Source organism: Maritalea sp. (assembly GCF_047634455.1).
Lineage (GTDB): Bacteria > Pseudomonadota > Alphaproteobacteria > Rhizobiales > Devosiaceae > Maritalea.
Genome location: NZ_JBLIAI010000061.1, coordinates 1 through 16,217 on the forward strand (window position 1 = coordinate 1; position 16,217 = coordinate 16,217).

Sequence of the window (16,217 nt, forward strand, 5' to 3'; positions counted from 1 at the left end):
AGCACTGATAGGAAGAAGTTTTTGCGGCAGGCGATCCACTTTGTTCCATCTGCAGACAAGCCGCCGCCTGGAACGATCATATGTACGTGGGGGTGGTGCGTCAACGCAGACCCCCATGTGTGAAGCACCGATGTGATACCAACCCGGGCGCTCAGGTGCTTGGGATCAGACGCAATCCTGATCACCGTGTCGGCGCTGACGCGCATCAGAAGATTGTAGATCTCCCGTTTATTTTGATACGCGATGTCAGCAATGGGTTTAGGCAGCGTAAAGACGAGGTGGAAATATCTCACAGGTAGCAGCTCGGCCTCGCGTGCCGCCAGCCAGGCTTTGGCAGCACCGGATTGGCATTTGGGGCAATGGCGATTGCGGCACGAATTGTAGGCGATGTGTTCGTGTGCGCAGTCTTCACACTTGGCGACATGACCGCCGAGCACCGCAGTGCGGCAACGCTCAATCGCCGACATCACCTTCAGCTGGTTCAGGTTGACATGTTCTCTATTGGCCGCACGCCAGGCAGCGCCATGGTCGCGGAAGATATCCGCAACCTCCAACGATGGTCGGAGCATGGTATCGGGCTATGAAGACCCAGCCTTGCCCTTCTTACGCTTGATCCGGCTCAGGTCGTCCAGCGGGCTGTCTACCGCCGCGATCATCCCGGTGGCAACGCGGGCGTATCGCGCGGTTGTTGTGAGTTTGGAATGTCCCAGCAGCGCTTGGATCACCCGGATATCGACGCCGCGCTCCAAGAGATGGGTTGCAAACGAATGGCGCAACGTGTGCAGCGTCACTGGTTTGGTGATTGCAGCGGCTTTGGCGGTCTCAAGAAACAGCCGTGACAGCTGTCGGGTTGAGAGATGCTTGCCGCGATATCCGGGGAAGAGAACCCGCTCGGGCGCGGGCACATCTTTATCCTGACCGGCCGGGCGTTCCTTCCACCACTCGCGCAGCAGGCCCAGAATATCCGACGGCAGCATCACGTTGCGATCCTTGCGCCCTTTCGCCTGCACAATGCGGATGATCTCCTGAGCGCTGTCGATGTCGCCAACCTTCAACCGAACAACTTCGCTTGCGCGCAGCCCGCACCCGTAAGCCAGCGACAGCATCACTTTGGCCTTCAGGCTGGGTACCATGGCGAGGATGCGCTTGATCTCCTTTTGGCTCAACACCAACGGTACCCGGTCCGGCTCTCTGAGATGGAAAATCTCGGCCACCAGATCATGTCGTCGCAAAGTCACCCGGAATAGAAACTTCATGCCAGTCATGGTTTGGTTGCGGGTGCAGATGCTCATACCGCTCTCGATCAGATGCTGTTGAAACCCCTTCACATCATCCGGTGTTGCAGTCTCTGGTGTTCGCCCCAGCCATGCAGCGAAACGCTTGCAGGCACGCAAGTGATTGCTCTGGGATGCAGGGCCGAGATTGCGCGCCGTCATATCTGCAATCATGCGAGCGCGAAGTGGTGTAATTGCTGTGGAATGCTGAATGTTCATGGGAATGCCCTCTGTCAGACGAGGCAAAATCACCTCACCAACAGCACACACCAAAACCCGCGAAATAAAATCTTATTCAGCCTAACGCCCACCAATATCGCGAAGCGATTTAGTGCTAGGGCTCTTTGTCCACATTTGCGTCGAACGGCTGAGTCTCGATCTAGGTCAGGAATGCTTGACGTTTGGGTCAGAATTGAATGGCGCGACTTACACGATTGTTGCCGATTTGCTGGCCTAACGAGTCATAGGCGTGTGACGTTTCACATGTTGTCGGATCTTCGGCTTTTCGCGCGGTTTGGCATTGCCCATCTCAACAGTTTGCCAATAGCTCAATTTGACAATGCTGCTGACAGGACTTTTTTGAACAAAGTCGGCAACGCTTCGCCGTCCAGTTCCGATTTTTTTGACCACCAACCATTTTCAGTTGCCGCGGCGTTTGCGTTCAATTTCCAAACCGTCAATGTCAGTGCAAAATGGGTGAACACATGTTCAATATCTCCGCAGCACCTCCATTCACCCGCTAGTGGAAACCTTTGGACCGAACGTTCGGTCTGTTTGCGCTTTGGTTCTGCGGCATTTGGGATCGTTTTGGTTTGGTCGTTTGCTTTGCGCGGTTTGGCATTGCCCATCTCAACGGTCTGCCACTAGCTCACTATGACAATGCTGCCGATAGCACTTTTTTGAACAAAGTCGGCAACGCTTCGCCGTCCAGTTCCGATTTTTTTGACCACCAACCATTTTCAGTTGCCGCGGCGTTTGCGTTTAATTTCCAAACCGTCAATGTCAGCGCAAAATGCGTGAACACATGCTCAACATCACCGCAGCGCCTCCATTCACCCGCTAGTGGAAACCTTTGGACCGAACGTTCGGTCTGCTTCTCACTTTGTGCGATGGGTTTTTGGTTGACGTTTGTTGGACCTTTGATTTTGCGCGGTTTGGCATTGCCCATCTCAACAGTTTGCCATTCGCTGCCCGGCACCTCGGTCATGGCGGCAAGCAGGCCTTTTTCGGGTCGTTGCTGCAACCAGATTTCGCCCGCCTCATTTTCCACCACAAAGGCATGCCCGACACGGCGCGGCTTTTGCTTTTTTGCTGGCTTCACTGGGAAATCGGTCGGGTCGGCAGTTGTTGTGCTCACGCAATTTTCGCTGATCGGGCAGATCAAACAATTGGCGCGTTTTGGGGCGCAGATGGTTGCGCCCAAATCCATCAGGCTTTGCGCAAAATCCCCTGCCCGATTTGGCACAGATTGCTGAATGAAGGAGCGGATGAACGGTTTTGCTTCGCGCACCGGTTCGGCCAATGCGGTAAACCGCGCCGCGACCCGATCCACATTGCCATCCACCACCGCCACCTGTTGATCAAAACAAATCGCCGCGATGGCCGCGCTAGTGTAAGGGCCGATGCCCGGCAATGTTTGCAACTCGGCCGCGTTTTGCGGAAAGGTGCCGCCGAACTCAGCAACCACCATATTGGCGCAAGCATGCAGATTGCGGGCGCGGGCGTAATAGCCAAGTCCTGCCCATTCCCTGAGCACATCATCTCGGTTGGCGGCGGCCAGTTCTCGCACGGTCGGCCAGCGCGAGGTGAACGCGGCAAAATATTTCCCGACGGTCGGCACCGTGGTTTGCTGCAACATGATTTCGGATAGCCACACAAAATAGGGGTTCGGCAACACCCCTGCCGCGCGATCTTGCGGGCTGGTGCGCCAGGGCAATTGGCGCGCGTTTTTGTCGTACCAGTCAAGCAATGCGCCCGCGTCAATCGGCTTTAATTCAGATTTCTCGTTTTTGTGGCGTTTGATTTCTGGCATGATGGGGTTATGGGTGATTTGATCGCGTTAGACAAGATACGCGAAACGCCCCAAAACCGGATTGATGATGAGCGAGAAAAAGCCCAAACCGCCCAAAAGATTGCGCCGCTCGGTTTCGATTGCCGAACTGGCCGAGCGCACCATTGCGCCGCTGGTGCAAAAACGCGGCTTCGCCAACTCAGAATTGCTGATGCGTTGGGCGACCATCGTGGGCGCGCCATACGATAAAGGTGTGGTGCCAGACAAGCTAAACTGGCCGCGCAACATTGGCGACGATCCGCACGCAGGTGCGGTGCTGACTGTGCGGGTGGACCCCGTGCACGCCCTCGCCTTCACCCACGAAACCGAAACCATCAAAGCCTCGATCAATCGCTATTTTGGGTTTTATCTGGTCGATAAAGTCAAACCCAGCCGCCGCCCCTTTGTGCCGCAGCTCGAAGAGGCGAAAAAGCCAACTGTTCGCGCGCTGAGTGAAACGGAGGAGCAAGCGCTTGCTGCGCAAGTGGAAGCAATTGAAGACCCGGAATTGCGGGAGAGTTTGTTGCAGCTAGGGCGCGGGATGAAAGGGCGGGGTTGAGTTTTCATTTAAAATTCACTAGAACATAATAAGAACATACAAATTTGATTTGACGATGTATTTGCTGCCGCATATCAAAAGTTAATGAAAAATTATAGAGTTCAAGCGATTCTGTGAATGGCAAGTTCACAAGCGAACGAGCTTGCAAAAGGAGATAGGAATGGCAAAAAGAAAACAGTTCTCAGGTGACACTAAGGTTGATAGGGAATTGGAAGAGTTACTGACACAGGCCCGTAAAACAACGGTTTCAGAGGAACAGTTACATGAGCAAAGAGTTAGTTTTGCGTTTGGAAATTCACCAGATTCAGAATTCATAACAAAAGACTCTGTTCGCCGAACATCGCAGACAATTAGGCTCGCTGTATAGCTGCAAGGAAAGCATTGTTTGTCACTTCGAGAAAAAGAAAACCCTAAATTCTTTGCCCGGATTCAGGAGCAAAACTTGCTTCGGCAATACGATCTTCTTGCGAATTGTGTTGAAATCGGCTGCAATAAGGGCATTGAGTCATTCGATAAATATACACTTTGGTCTTTAAACGGAGCTGCGGTTGCCAACATAGCCCAATTTGGCGGTAGATTTCGAGAACAACCAATTTATGTTGGAAACCATATTCCTCCGCACTTCAAAGACGTGCCTAACCTCATGGATCAATTCCTTTCAGTAATCCATGAAAACTGGGACATTATGGATCATCCTACAATCCTCCCAGCATATGCACTATGGCGAATGAATTGGATACACCCGTTTGTGGAAGGCAATGGCCGCACAGCTAGAGCGGCATGCTATTATCTGATTTGCCTAAGAAATGGGGGGCTGTTACCCGGAAACAAAATTGTCCCTGAGCGAATTCGAGAGAATCGGCAACCATACTACGATGCCCTAAAAGAGGCAGACGAGAACTGGGCAGAGGGTCATTTTGATGTTTCTGCGTTAGCTGAATACTTACAAGATATTTTAAAGGCACAGCTTTCCGAGTAGTGGCATTCAAATGTTCACTCCCCAGCAAACCGATGGCAGTTCGTTTCTTGAAATGGTGAAGGAAAACCTCTCTTATTGTTCTGCTGCTTCCATAACCCCGATAGTTGGCCCCAAATCATTGTGGAGCGTTGATGCCGCGCGGCTCATCAGAGAGGTCAGTGATTTTGTGGGCACTTCACTTTTCAGTCGGTCCCGGATCAAGGCCGGGACAGCCAGTTTTCAATGTATGCGTTCGGCCCCACCCACCGGGGCATGCCCGGCCATTGAGCCGGGATATCCTCACAAACATGTTCAACTGCCCCCCCACCCTTAATCCCTCCCCACCAAGGGGAGGGAGACAGAAGAATGCAAACGCCATGCGCAATATCGATGCTGGGTACCAACTAGCGGGTGCGATGCCCTCCCTCACCCTGAGCTTGTCGAAGGGTCAATAGTAGCGCGTGCAAACCATCCTTCGACAAGCTCAGGATGAGGTGTTTGTGGTGGCAGGGCATTTGTTTAGTATGTGCTCGCGGTGTGACCTGAGGAGAGGACGGTACACGGTGTTGATGTCGGCTAATGCCGCCAAACCTTCACTTCACCGTCGTTGTCGCGGTAGATTGTGAATAGCATTTTGGTTTCGCGTTGTGGCGTTGGTTGGCCTTTTGATCTTGGCCACCAAGCCGCAAATGTGAAAGCTAACCAGACTGTAAATGGCACCGAAACGGCCACCAAAATGATTAGCCCATTTGGCAACAGAAACAATTCTACAACTTTATCCCAAAAAACATTCATAATTGGCGCCTTCACTTCAATATATGTATTATAATACATGGAAAAGTGACGATTGAAAACGCTCTTGTGTCATCTATGGATATCAAGCAGCGATTTGGACAATCAGTTAAGGCCACACGGCAGGCCGCTCGCCTTAGCCAAGAAGAGCTGGCCATGCGTATAGATGCAGACCAAGCATATGTTAGCCGAGTTGAGGCGGGACATAAGAATGTCACGCTGGACACAATCGCTGAAATTGCTAATGCGCTGAACGTTGATCCCGCCAAATTGTTGTCGGAAGGCTGAGTTTCAAAGCCCTTCGTCACCCTCTGGCTTGACCCGAGGGTCCATGATGATTTGGACAAGTGGCAATGTTGGACATTCTTTTTTTCGGCTGAATATCCTCGAGACGCGTCATGGATCCTCGGGTCGGCCCGAGGATTGTTTGTTGCTTGTCTGCTATAATTTAAGTCTGCTTTTGCAGGTGGCAGACAGGCGACCGTCCGAGGATTGGCGTAGAGTGCAATTTTGAGAGCGCTTTAATGTTCAGCTGGTCCCGATTCACTATTCAGCGCTCGTGCACAGGCTGGTCCGGGACAGCCAAGCGGCTTTGCGACGGCATTGCCCCAGCCACCCGGGCATTCCCGGCCTACGAGCCGGGTTCTCCTCACAAACATGTTCAACCTGCCCCCCACCCTTAATCCCTCCCCACCAAGGGGAGGGAGACAGAAGAATGCAAACGCCATGCGCAATATCGATGCTAGGTTCAAACTAGGCTGAAATCTCATCCAACCCATATTCATACATGCCAAGGGCTTTGAGCGTGGTTTGTGCGGCGAGCAACAACTCGTCTTCGCTCCGCACGACTTTGCACATGACATTCAGTCCCATAAGCAGGTTCTGCAAACTAAGCGCCATGGCGCGGGTATCAAGATCACGCGGGAACTCCTTTGAGGCAACGCCCCAATTGAGGATGGTTTGAATTTGGTTGATCGAGCCAAGCACCAAATTTTCCAGCACTGGGCTAAGCACCTCGTTATGGTTGGACAATTCAGCCACCGAGTTGATGGCGAAGCACCCCCGCGCCTGCGGATCATCGGCGCGCGCCGCACATGCTTCGCGGAAAACTAACGTCAGCAGCATTTTCACATCAATTGGCGGGAATGCGAGCGCCAACGCATAGTCAGGCGACTGCTTGCAATAGTTCTGCAACGCCTCTTGAAACAATGCCTCACGCGAGCCGAACGCATTGTAAAAGCTCGAGCGGGTGATGCCCAATTGCTCTGATAGCGCTTTGACGGACGACGCCTCATAGCCATCGCGCCAGATGATGTGCATGGCATCATCAATGGCTTGTTCGCGGTCAAATGCTGTTGGGCGGCCCATATTCGATCCTTTTTTTGTACAAGTGTGTACAAATCAATTGAATTTTGTGTACAGCTCTGTATAAAACAAACCCTACGAAAATTCAATGGAGGTTAAAATGAGCGCATTTGTGATCGCTACAGCAAAAATCAAAGACAAAGTAAAATTCGGTGAATATGGCAAAGCCGCGGCACAAACATTAGCGACCCATGGCGGCACTTTGGTCAGACGCGGACAGTATAGCGCAACCCTGGCCGGTGAAGGCGAACACCAAGGTGTTGCGGTTCTTGAGTTCCCAGATATGGATGCCTTGAACGCATGGTTTAACTCGCCTGACTACCAGGCGGTGGTGCCCCTGAGAAATGAAGCCTGTGATATGACGATCACCAGCTATGCAACGCCTGCCGCATAATCAATTCAGTTTGGAAGTACAAATTGACCCTGCGTCAAGTCTACTTGCTGGGTCAATATCCTTTTATCGATTTTCCTACATATATGTACAAAACTAGCCCTTTTTGAACAACCCGCCTTGAACTGCATGAACGAATCTCCACCAAGACGTAAAAATGCGCCATTCGGCCACAGACACTCCGCCCGGATTTATTGCACGCGATCCCGTAATGCTTTGTTTTTAAAGATAAAATTAGCGTATTGTGCAGCTTTCAACTTTGCTTGACACGCTAAATCTCTCCCCTTATGTTGCGCCCAACTTTGAGGGATGCCTTTGCATCGCGGATTTGGCTGGTTTAAGGGAGTTGGTCGATGCCCAGTTCTAACAATCAGACAAGCGATAAGAAGGCATCAGGTTCGACTGGAATTCGATCAGAAGAGACACGCGCTTTAGCTGAAAAGATACATTCAGCAAAAAAAGATGCGGGTTTGATGGTTGAAAAAAAATCGGGCATCCACCTCACCGGTCATGCGCGAGCGGCCCGATTGGGCACAGAATTTATCGCAGCAATATTGGTGGGCGCGGGCATTGGTTATTTTGCTGATGTGATGTTTGGCACTGCGCCATGGCTCATGTTGGTAATGGTGTTGGTGGGATTTGCCGCTGGCGTTTTGAATGTGGTGCGAAGCGCCAACGAGATGAATACCGAGGCGGTGATTACACCGGATATGGATTTGGGACCGGAAAACGACGATGTCGACGACGGTTGAACAATAAATAAGGGCTGAAACGTGGCAATCCCAGATAAAGTCGACCCAATTCACCAGTTTGCAATTACCGATATCTTTTCTATCGGTGGAGAAGATGCTGGCTTCAATATTGCGTTCACCAACTCTGCTTTGTTTATGGTGATCAATGTTTTGGCGATTTCAGCTTTCCTGATTTTGTCAACAAGCGGTCGTGGCTTGGTTCCGGGCCGATTACAGCTGTTGTCTGAGATGCTTTATGAGTTTGTCGCCAACATGGTGCGCAGCTCGGCCGGATCAGAGGGCATGAAGTTCTTCCCGTTCGTGTTCTCACTGTTCATGTTTGTGCTGGTTGCCAATTTGATCGGCATGGTGCCTTACTTCTTCACCATCACCAGTCACATCATCGTCACCTTTGCTTTGGCAATGCTGGTGATCACCGTGGTGCTGGTTTATGGCTTCATGAAGAACGGGCTTGGCTTTTTGAAATTGTTTGTGCCCGCAGGCGTACCTGGCTACGTATTGCCTATCGTGATCCCGATTGAGATCGTTTCGTTTCTCTCGCGGCCGATCAGTTTGTCAGTTCGTTTGTTCGCCAACATGTTGGCGGGTCACATCACGTTGAAGGTTTTCGCTGGCTTTATCGTTACCTTGTCATCATTTGGATTTGTGGGCTGGCTTGGTGCCATTCTGCCCTTCTCGATGACAGTTGCCCTGACAGCGCTTGAATTTTTGGTCTCAGCTTTGCAAGCTTATGTGTTTGCGGTTTTGACCTCCATGTATCTCAATGATGCAATTCACCCATCGCATTAGTTGAGTAACGAAAATCGTCGGTTTCCAAGGGTGGAAATCGGCAAAACAGAACATCGCATTGACGCTTTGAAAGGAATTTAAAAATGGAAGCAGAAGCAGCAAAATTTATTGGTGCAGGTATTGCCAGTGTGGGCATGGCCGGCGCTGCAATGGGCGTGGGTAACATTTTTGGCAATTACTTGTCAGGCGCGTTGCGCAACCCATCTGCCGCACAAAGCCAGTTCGGTAACTTGATCTTTGGTTTTGCGGTAACAGAAGCTTTGGGCATTTTCTCATTCTTGATCGCCCTATTGCTATTGTTCGCCGTTTAATTTCACGGCAAGCGAATTTGGGCAGCCCACTGACATATTTCAATATGCTTGGGCTGCCTAAACTTACCGACCTGACGATCAGGCATTGACGCTGGCAGGATATTCCAATTCGGTATATCAAGGGGCCAGCATAAGAATTTTGGGTATCCAGATGGCAAGCAATACAACCACATCACACGATACGGAAGCCACACAAGCGACTGAACTTGAGCTAGAAACTCAGTCGTCCACAGTGGCGGAAGGTGGCGAAGCTGCCGATGTGTTTCCACCGTTTGATCCGGCGAGTTTTGGTTCTCAGCTTTTGTGGTTGGCGCTAAGCTTTGCGGCACTTTACATTTTGATGAGCAAGATTGCGCTACCGCGGATCGGCGAAATCTTGGAAGTGCGGCGTGATCGAATTGAAGGTGATTTGGCTGAAGCCGAACGTCTTCGGCAAAAAACCGACCAAGCCATCGAAGCCTACGAGACCGATTTGGCGAACGCTCGAAAAAAAGCGCATACAATGGCTGAAGAGGCCCGCGACAGCATTCGCAAGGACTTGGACGCGAAGCGCGTTGGCGTTGAGACAGATCTGGCTAAGAAAATGGCGACGGCTGAAAGCCGCATCCAGTCCACAAAGACTGAAGCGCTTGGTCATGTTGACGAAATCGCATCAGACACAGCACACGCATTGGTGACAAATCTTTTGGGTCGTACGGCACAAAAGCTCACCAAGGACGCTGTTGCTAAAGTCGTGAAGGGATAAAAGTAATGGACGCAACAGCACTCGCAACCCTGTGGATTTTTATTGGCCTGCTGACTTTCCTTGGCATTCTGATCTATTTTGGCGTACCAAAAACTGTTTTGGGTCTGTTGGATAGCAAAGTCCAAAAGATTGCTGACGATCTGAATGACGCCAAACAATTGCGCGAAGAAGCGCAAAGCCTATTGGCTGAATATGAGCGCAAGCGACAGGCCGCTGAAGAAGAGGCGCAAGAAATCATTGACGCGGCAAAATCTGAAGCCGTTCGATTGACCCAGGAAGCGCAAACTGCATTGGAAGATTTGATCACACGCCGCACCAAAGCGGTAGAAGAAAAAATCGCCCAAGCCGAGAGCCAAGCAATTGCTGATGTTCGTGCGCGCTCTGCTGATATCGCTGTGGAAGCTGCACGTCACGTGCTGATGGATAAGATGGGCGAGAAAGGCGACGATCTTGTTGCTCAAGCCATCAAAGATGTTTCTGCAAGCTTGAACTAATTCCAAACCATTACCGATACAAATTCCAACGGGTCCTTTTGGGCCCGTTTTGGTGTCTGCAAAATGATCTAACGGCAAAAATGGTCTTGTGAATGCCGCAACTAGGCACAACAATGCCACAAGATTCTAGCCCCCAAACCAGCCAAGTAGCGCCCCATGCCAACCACGATCATCAAAGACGCCAGTATTGTTGTAACAATGGACAATGCGCGCCGCGAGCTGAAGAAGACAGATATCCGGATTGCGGATGGTGTTATTGTCGAGATCGGCACCAACCTTATTGGCGACCAACTCGTTGGCGACCAACTTGTTGGCGACACCCTTGTCGATGCCACTGGCTGCGTGGTGACACCCGGTCTTGTGAACACCCACCACCATTTGTTTCAAACCATGACCCGTGCTGTGCCTGGTGGGCAGGACGCGCTGCTGTTTGGGTGGTTGCAGACCTTGTACCCGATTTGGTCGCGCATGGGGCCTGAGCACATGTTTGTTTCGGCGCAAGTGGGATTGGCAGAGCTTGCTCTGTCTGGCTGCTCGATGTCGTCCGATCATTTGTACCTTTACCCAAACGGGTCAAAACTCGACGATACGATAGAAGCGGCAAAATCTATCGGCCTGCGGTTTCACGCCACACGCGGCTCCATGTCGATTGGTGAAAGCGATGGCGGGCTGCCCCCAGACCACTTAGTGGAAAACGAGGCGCAAATACTTGAAGACAGTATTCGGGTCATTGATACATTCCATGATCCAAATGAAGGCGCAATGGTGCGGGTCGGCCTTGCCCCCTGCTCGCCATTTTCTGTTAGCCGTGATTTGATGCGCAACAGCGCTTTATTGGCACGCGACAAAGGCGTTATGCTGCACACGCATTTGGCCGAGAATGATGAGGACATCGCCTATAGTTTGGAAAAGTTCGGCTGTCGCCCTGGGCAGTATGCGCAGGATTTGGGTTGGGTCGGTGAAGATGTGTGGCACGCCCATTGTGTGAAACTGGACACAACAGAAATTGATCTGTTCAGCCGAACCGGCACCGGGGTGGCACATTGTCCTTGCTCGAACTGTCGGTTGGGTTCTGGCATCGCACCGGTGCGCCAGATGCGCGATGCTGGCGTCAAAGTGGGCTTGGGGGTTGATGGCTCCGCTTCTAACGATGCGGGGCACATGCTGAGCGAAGCAAGGCAAGCTTTGTTGCTGCAACGGGTGCAAAATGGCGCAGATGCTATGTCCGCCCGCGAAACGCTGGAAATCGCCACGCTTGGTGGCGCAAAGGTGCTTGGCCGTCATGATTGCGGATCGATTGAAATTGGCAAACGGGCCGACATTGCAATTTGGGACTTGAACAATATTGCCGCCGCCGGCAATTGGGACCCGGTGGCAGCGCTGGTGCTCACGGGTCCACACAATGTGCGCGTTTTATTTGTTGAAGGCCGTGCGATTGTGCAAGACGGCCATTTGGTTGGCAACGATATGGGACAAATGATTGAGCGCCATAACAGGCTTGCACATGGGCTTGCCGAGTAGGCAGCGTTTTGTCTGGCGCACCTGTTATGCCGGCGGGTTGAGTTGCAATCGCATATGCGGCAATTTGCGGCCTGCAATGGAGCCGGATGCAATCGTGCCGAATTGCTTAAATCCCATTCTTTCATAAAACGGGGCGGCGCCCGGATCTGCAACCACATTCATAATGGTCGCGCCTTTTTCCCGCGCGGTTTCCAATGCCCATCGGAACAAGGTTCGACCAACACCTTTGCCAATCCATTTGGGATCAATAAACAGTTTTTCCAATTCAGCCGTAGTGCCATCAAGGACAAGATGAATAACGCCAGCGGATGCACCATCATCGTCCGCCACCATCACGTAGTCGTTGTCCAGATTGGCTTTGGTCAGCGTCAGCTCTTCGCGGCAAGCTTCAATGAATGCCCGATCATATTTCCAATAGGCTTTGGAGCGCAGACATAGCTCGCTGAGGCTGGGCAGTTCATAAAGATGCGCTTGGCGAATTTTCATATTATGGCCCCAAAAATCACTGCAACGGACCGTGAAAACTTGCCACAAAACGAGACGTTGCGCAAAAGCAAAAAATATACCCTAAATGAGTTCCTTCCATGCCATTTTCCATATTGTTGAAAACTGACATTGACTTAAACCTTAGTTCAACTGATAGTTTAGATGTTATCCGATGAACACAAGGAAAAAACTCATGGATAACAACACTGAAACTACCCCAATTGCCTGCGCCCTGACAGGGGAAGCACAACGCAGCGAAACAAAACGATTTCGAACAGAACTTGTACCTCATATTCTTGAGCGTGAGCTATTAGTGAATGGCGCAAAATTTGTCTTCTCAAATACTGACAGTGCCAAGCAAAGCGTCGAGCGGCTCGTTTCCATCGATATGGGTTGCTGCACTTTTCTCAACCACGAAGTCGAGACATTTGATGATACGATAGTGCTGACGGTCACAAGCGAAGGTGAAGGCATTGCGTTAGCCCAACAATTTCTAAATGAGTTGGAGCACAGTAATGGCCGTTGTTAGCAGCAGTCTAAGGATCGGTTTGACGTTTGGGTGTGCGCCCTCGCCTGTTTAGTGCCATTTATTTTTGGCGCACTTAGCCTAGCGGATATTGGTATTATCGGAAAAAGCGGCGCGATAAAATAAAGGATACAACAAATGAAAATCGGTGTGGCTGCTAAGAAGCTTGGTATCACGAGCTCGGCAATCCGTTTTTACGAACGCAAAGGCCTGATCCGACCAATAGGTCGGGTCTCAGGCCGTCGTGAGTTGGACGAACAAACGCTGCTAACTCTTCAGTTTCTAAAGTTAGCGCAATCGGCCGGCTTTACGTTGGTTGAAGCCACTGATCTATTGTCTCTTGGTTTTGGCACGGCAAGAGAAGCGCAAGACTGGCAAACGTTTCTTGATGAGAAACAAGAGCAAGTTCAACAAAGAATAGACGATCTCCGTCGCATGGCGTCAATGCTTGAACAATTTAAAAAGTGTGAATGTGTCGATTTGAAAGACTGCATGACTGCTCCGCAGTCCTCAGAATTTGGGACTAGAGATTTTGGTTGAAAATCTTGGCATAATTGCAGTCGTGATCATGGTGACTACCTATGCGCTAGAACAGCGTCACCACAATTTTATTTTGGCTTTCGCATTCGGTTGCGCACTGGCAGCTTATTATGCGTGGTTGATTGGCTCAACTCCGTTTCTAATAGCGGAGGGCGTCTGGTCGCTCATTGCCTTTAAACGATGGCTGCAGAAAGATTCTCGGTAGCCCGCTACGCATAAAGACAAAAAAAGGGCGGTGGGTTCTGCAGAACCCACCGCCTAAGAAAGCGGCTATTTATTATTGTTTTGCCGCTCTTTGTTCTTTTGTTTGGTCGCTATTTACTCAGCTGCTTGTGTCACAGCCTCGTCATCAGGTTCTTCCCAGCGCAGTTTTGGTGAGCGTGCGGCCTGTGTTTCGTCCAATCGACGCATGGGCGCTTTCATTGGGGCATTGAGGAAACGCTCAACATTGCCCGCCTTGGCGTCTGCCATCAATTCGCGCATGGTACCGATAAACTCATCAAGTGTGTGCAAGCTTTCGCTTTCGGTTGGTTCGATCAACATCGCGCCATGTACCACCAAAGGGAAATACATAGTCATGGGGTGATAGCCCTCGTCGATCATTGCTTTGGCCAGATCCAGTGTTGAAACACCGGTGCCTTTTAGACTTGCATCGTCAAACAGCACTTCGTGCATGCAGGGTTGGTCGCCATAGGGGGCGTTGAAGACGTCTGAAAGCTGCGCTTTGAGATAGTTTGCATTCAACACCGCATCACGGGCGGCTTGCGAAATTCCGTCAAGGCCGTGTGAAAGTTTGAACGTTAAGGCACGGACATACATGCCCATTTGCCCATGGAACGCCGACATGCGGCCAAGGTGGTCGTTGGAGGCATCTTGGTTCTCCACCAACGTGACCGCATCCCCAATCCGCTTAACGTAAGGCAATGGCGCATAGGGTGCCAAAGCGTCGGACAGAACAACCGGACCAGCACCTGGTCCACCACCACCATGTGGGGTCGAGAAGGTTTTGTGCAGGTTGATGTGCATCGCATCGATGCCCAAATCACCCGGACGCACAACGCCCATGATGGCGTTAAAGTTTGCGCCATCGCAGTAAAAATACGCACCAGCTGCATGCACCGCCTCAGCGATTTCAATCACGTCAGGCTCAAACAAACCACAGGTGTTTGGGTTGGTGAGCATAATGCCCGCCACGTTTTGATCCAACGCGTCTTTAACCGCTTGCACGTCAACCGTGCCGTCTTTGCGGGCTTTGATTGGCTTCACTTTATAGCCAAGGAATGCAGCCGTCGCTGGGTTTGTGCCATGTGCACTTTCAGGCACCAATACTATATCCCGATGGCTTTCGCCTTTTGCCTTGTGGGCTGCTTTGATGGCCATCATGCCGCACATTTCGCCGTGTGCGCCCGCTTTTGGGGCCATTGCAACAGCACCGGTGCCGGTCAATTCCATCAACCAACGGCCCAATTCTTCCATCAATTCAATTGCGCCTTGCACAGTTGATTGGGGTTGAAGCGGGTGAATGTCAGCAATGCCGGGAAGCCGCGCCATTTTTTCGTTTAGCCGAGGGTTATGCTTCATGGTGCATGAGCCAAGCGGATAAAAGCCAGCATCGATTGAATAGTTCAATCGGCTCATGCGCACATAGTGGCGCATGGATTGTGGCTCAGTTAACCCCGGCAGATTAATTGGGGTCTGGCGCGCGAAATCACCCAGACGGGAGGAGAAATCTTTGTCTGTATTTGGTAGATCGACGCCAGATTTGTTTTTGTCGCCAACTTCAAAGAGCAATGGCTCTGATGGCAACAAAGCAGCACCGTTCGAGGTGCCTACATTTGAGTTCACGTTTTCAACGTTTGTTGGACGGCCTTGATTGTTCAACATCAGATGACCTCCTTCAATGCAGCAGCATAGGCTGCAATATCTGCATCACTTGTGAGTTCGGTTGCCGCGACCACGAGCAAGTTTTCGAGCTCAGGTTTGCCCGGCTCCAAGCGAGACACGGGGACGCCACCAAGAACGCCTTTATTGGCCAAGGCTTCAACAATTGCCGCTGCCGGTTTTGGCAAGCGCAACGTAAATTCGTTGAAATAGTGCTTATTGACCAGTTCAACACCATCAATTGCCGTCAAGGCGTCTGCGGTTTTATAGGCTTGTTGGTGACACAGCATCGCTGTTTCAGTTAGACCCTTTTGGCCCAACAAAGACATGTGAATTGAGAACGCCAACGCACAAAGACCAGAGTTGGTACAAATGTTGGAGGTCGCTTTGTCGCGCCGGATATGTTGTTCGCGCGTGGAAAGGGTCAAAACGAAACCGCGATTACCTTCGGCGTCGACGGTTTCACCGCACACACGACCCGGCATCTGCCGCACAAGGTTCGGACGTGTTGCCATCAGGCCGACATATGGTCCGCCAAATGTTAAAGGATTGCCGATCGACTGGCCTTCCCCAACAACAATGTCCGCGCCCTGTGCACCGGGAGATTCAACTGCACCGAGTGAAATCACTTCGGTGAACACCGCGATCAGCAATGCGCCTTTTTCGTGCGCGGCTTCTGCAATTGGCCGCAGATCACGCAAATTGCCGTAAAAATCTGGTGACTGCACAACAACGGCTGCTGTTGTGTCGTTGATTTGGCTGATGATGTCTTCTGACGATGTT

Annotated in this window: 21 protein-coding genes and 1 pseudogene; 13 read left to right on the forward strand and 9 right to left on the reverse strand. The window is 51.3% G+C overall.

From position 1 onward, the window contains the following. From ACJAZW_RS12775 to mutY, 4 genes are all read right to left on the reverse strand, one after another. The coding region (locus ACJAZW_RS12775; protein ID WP_415158695.1) for a transposase zinc-binding domain-containing protein at positions 1 to 569 on the reverse strand (569 nt) is incomplete at its 3' end. 9 nt (positions 570 to 578) lie between these two features. Next, complete coding sequence (locus tag ACJAZW_RS12780) at positions 579 to 1,493, reverse strand: tyrosine-type recombinase/integrase (RefSeq protein ID WP_415158697.1); 915 nt, start codon at positions 1,491 to 1,493, stop codon at positions 579 to 581. Between the two features lie 329 nt (positions 1,494 to 1,822). Beyond that, positions 1,823 to 2,122: an NUDIX domain-containing protein gene (locus ACJAZW_RS12785; RefSeq protein ID WP_415158699.1), complete on the reverse strand. Its 300-nt coding sequence runs from the start codon at positions 2,120 to 2,122 to the stop codon at positions 1,823 to 1,825. 23 nt (positions 2,123 to 2,145) lie between these two features. Beyond that, a complete protein-coding gene (gene mutY / locus ACJAZW_RS12790; RefSeq protein WP_415158701.1) occupies positions 2,146 to 3,306 on the reverse strand; it encodes an A/G-specific adenine glycosylase in 1,161 nt (386 codons plus the stop codon). Positions 3,307 to 3,373: 67 nt separating this feature from the next. On the opposite strand from mutY, the gene ACJAZW_RS12795 reads away from it, so the two are divergent. The 3 genes from ACJAZW_RS12795 (at position 3,374) to ACJAZW_RS12805 (ending at position 4,862) form a co-directional block, all read left to right on the forward strand. Then, the gene (locus tag ACJAZW_RS12795; protein WP_415158703.1) at positions 3,374 to 3,883 is read left to right on the forward strand and encodes a DUF721 domain-containing protein; all 510 of its coding nucleotides are present in this window, start codon (positions 3,374 to 3,376) and stop codon (positions 3,881 to 3,883) included. A 160-nt stretch (positions 3,884 to 4,043) separates the two neighbouring features. Then, entirely contained in the window at positions 4,044 to 4,250 is a 207-nt protein-coding gene (locus ACJAZW_RS12800) for a hypothetical protein (RefSeq protein ID WP_415158705.1), read from the forward strand. A gap of 18 nt (positions 4,251 to 4,268) precedes the next feature. Then, positions 4,269 to 4,862: a Fic family protein gene (locus ACJAZW_RS12805; RefSeq protein WP_415158707.1), complete on the forward strand. Its 594-nt coding sequence runs from the start codon at positions 4,269 to 4,271 to the stop codon at positions 4,860 to 4,862. A gap of 555 nt (positions 4,863 to 5,417) precedes the next feature. Here ACJAZW_RS12805 and ACJAZW_RS12810 read toward each other — a convergent pair. Beyond that, positions 5,418 to 5,636 carry a hypothetical protein gene (locus ACJAZW_RS12810; RefSeq protein ID WP_415158709.1) on the reverse strand — a complete coding sequence of 73 codons (219 nt, stop codon included), beginning with the start codon at positions 5,634 to 5,636 and terminating at the stop codon, positions 5,418 to 5,420. Positions 5,637 to 5,711: 75 nt separating this feature from the next. Here ACJAZW_RS12810 and ACJAZW_RS12815 point away from each other — a divergent pair, with 75 nt between their 5' ends. Then, positions 5,712 to 5,921 carry a helix-turn-helix domain-containing protein gene (locus ACJAZW_RS12815; protein ID WP_415158711.1) on the forward strand — a complete coding sequence of 70 codons (210 nt, stop codon included), beginning with the start codon at positions 5,712 to 5,714 and terminating at the stop codon, positions 5,919 to 5,921. Between the two features lie 465 nt (positions 5,922 to 6,386). On the opposite strand, the gene ACJAZW_RS12820 is transcribed toward ACJAZW_RS12815, so the two are convergent. After that, a complete protein-coding gene (locus ACJAZW_RS12820) occupies positions 6,387 to 7,001 on the reverse strand; it encodes a TetR/AcrR family transcriptional regulator (RefSeq protein ID WP_415158713.1) in 615 nt (204 codons plus the stop codon). 97 nt (positions 7,002 to 7,098) lie between these two features. Here ACJAZW_RS12820 and ACJAZW_RS12825 point away from each other — a divergent pair, with 97 nt between their 5' ends. From ACJAZW_RS12825 to ACJAZW_RS12855, 7 genes are all read left to right on the forward strand, one after another. Then, a complete protein-coding gene (locus tag ACJAZW_RS12825; RefSeq protein ID WP_415158715.1) occupies positions 7,099 to 7,392 on the forward strand; it encodes a DUF1330 domain-containing protein in 294 nt (97 codons plus the stop codon). A gap of 350 nt (positions 7,393 to 7,742) precedes the next feature. Then, positions 7,743 to 8,141 (forward strand): AtpZ/AtpI family protein, encoded by a 399-nt coding sequence (locus ACJAZW_RS12830; protein ID WP_415158717.1) that lies wholly within the window; start codon positions 7,743 to 7,745, stop codon positions 8,139 to 8,141. 27 nt (positions 8,142 to 8,168) lie between these two features. Continuing rightward, complete coding sequence (locus ACJAZW_RS12835; protein ID WP_415158735.1) at positions 8,169 to 8,930, forward strand: F0F1 ATP synthase subunit A; 762 nt, start codon at positions 8,169 to 8,171, stop codon at positions 8,928 to 8,930. An 83-nt stretch (positions 8,931 to 9,013) separates the two neighbouring features. Continuing rightward, positions 9,014 to 9,241, forward strand: a complete 228-nt coding sequence (locus ACJAZW_RS12840; RefSeq protein WP_415158719.1) for a F0F1 ATP synthase subunit C — start codon at positions 9,014 to 9,016, stop codon at positions 9,239 to 9,241. Between the two features lie 151 nt (positions 9,242 to 9,392). Continuing rightward, positions 9,393 to 9,986 carry a F0F1 ATP synthase subunit B gene (locus ACJAZW_RS12845; protein ID WP_415158721.1) on the forward strand — a complete coding sequence of 198 codons (594 nt, stop codon included), beginning with the start codon at positions 9,393 to 9,395 and terminating at the stop codon, positions 9,984 to 9,986. 5 nt (positions 9,987 to 9,991) lie between these two features. After that, positions 9,992 to 10,480, forward strand: a complete 489-nt coding sequence (locus tag ACJAZW_RS12850) for an ATP F0F1 synthase subunit B (protein WP_415158723.1) — start codon at positions 9,992 to 9,994, stop codon at positions 10,478 to 10,480. Positions 10,481 to 10,636: 156 nt separating this feature from the next. Next, complete coding sequence (locus ACJAZW_RS12855) at positions 10,637 to 12,001, forward strand: 8-oxoguanine deaminase (RefSeq protein WP_415158725.1); 1,365 nt, start codon at positions 10,637 to 10,639, stop codon at positions 11,999 to 12,001. Positions 12,002 to 12,025: 24 nt separating this feature from the next. Here ACJAZW_RS12855 and ACJAZW_RS12860 read toward each other — a convergent pair whose 3' ends face one another. Further along, on the reverse strand, positions 12,026 to 12,487 hold the full coding sequence (locus tag ACJAZW_RS12860; protein ID WP_415158727.1) for a GNAT family N-acetyltransferase: 462 nt from the start codon (positions 12,485 to 12,487) through the stop codon (positions 12,026 to 12,028). Positions 12,488 to 12,680: 193 nt separating this feature from the next. Between ACJAZW_RS12860 and ACJAZW_RS12865 the strand changes: the two genes are divergently transcribed. Both ACJAZW_RS12865 and ACJAZW_RS12870 read left to right on the forward strand, forming a co-directional pair. Next, on the forward strand, positions 12,681 to 13,016 hold the full coding sequence (locus tag ACJAZW_RS12865; RefSeq protein ID WP_415158729.1) for a hypothetical protein: 336 nt from the start codon (positions 12,681 to 12,683) through the stop codon (positions 13,014 to 13,016). A gap of 135 nt (positions 13,017 to 13,151) precedes the next feature. Continuing rightward, on the forward strand, positions 13,152 to 13,553 hold the full coding sequence (locus ACJAZW_RS12870) for a MerR family transcriptional regulator (RefSeq protein WP_415158731.1): 402 nt from the start codon (positions 13,152 to 13,154) through the stop codon (positions 13,551 to 13,553). Positions 13,554 to 13,871: 318 nt separating this feature from the next. Here the strand turns inward: ACJAZW_RS12870 and gcvPB are convergent, their stop codons facing one another. Both gcvPB and ACJAZW_RS12880 read right to left on the reverse strand, forming a co-directional pair. Further along, positions 13,872 to 15,437: an aminomethyl-transferring glycine dehydrogenase subunit GcvPB gene (gene gcvPB / locus ACJAZW_RS12875; RefSeq protein WP_415158733.1), complete on the reverse strand. Its 1,566-nt coding sequence runs from the start codon at positions 15,435 to 15,437 to the stop codon at positions 13,872 to 13,874. Beyond that, positions 15,437 to 16,217 (reverse strand): annotated as a pseudogene (locus ACJAZW_RS12880) (glycine dehydrogenase); the annotation flags it as partial. The pseudogene ACJAZW_RS12880 and the gene gcvPB, both read right to left, overlap by 1 nt.